The 489-nt window shown below is 39.5% G+C and carries 1 protein-coding gene; it reads right to left on the bottom strand.

What is annotated here, in order from left to right; translation table 11 throughout:
* The coding region (locus J502_RS17040; RefSeq protein ID WP_034685284.1) for a zonula occludens toxin at positions 1 to 489 on the bottom strand (489 nt) is incomplete at both ends.

The raw sequence follows: 489 nt of genomic DNA, 5'->3' as shown, positions 1-489 counted from the left end.
TACAATCCAGTTCTGGAACAAATGCAGTCTGATCCTGAGAAGTAGTCTCTTTAGTTGCAGAAGCCGTAGGCTGTGTTTGATTTGCCTGTTTAACAGTTTTTGTTTGTTCAGATCCACCAAAGATACTTGTTAAAAAATTTGGACCATGACCAAAGATCATATTGCCAAACATAAAAACCCCAACAACAGGAATAATCAAAATTGCAAAGAGTTTAAGAGGAATACGCAACTTGACTGTGTTCGCAGTTGCAGATTCATAAATTTCATACAAACGCTTTGGATAATTGAAGCGGAAATCACGTTCAGCAGTGAATTTATTACCTAAAGAGTTAGGTTTTTCTCGACAGTTTGCCCAGACATATACCGTTGCAGAAGGCGCACCCCATCCCCGATGCAAGTGATAATGAAGACCGACAACATCACGAAATCCCGGATGAACAAGACGAGGAAATTGCGTAATACCATAGATATCAAATGCACGATGTCTAT

It is taken from the genome of Acinetobacter sp. 1294596 (assembly GCF_000582925.1).
In the GTDB taxonomy this organism is placed as follows: Bacteria; Pseudomonadota; Gammaproteobacteria; order Pseudomonadales; family Moraxellaceae; genus Acinetobacter; species Acinetobacter radioresistens.
Note: the sequence above shows the minus strand (reverse complement) of the source record. Positions and strands in the feature narration are given on the sequence as shown.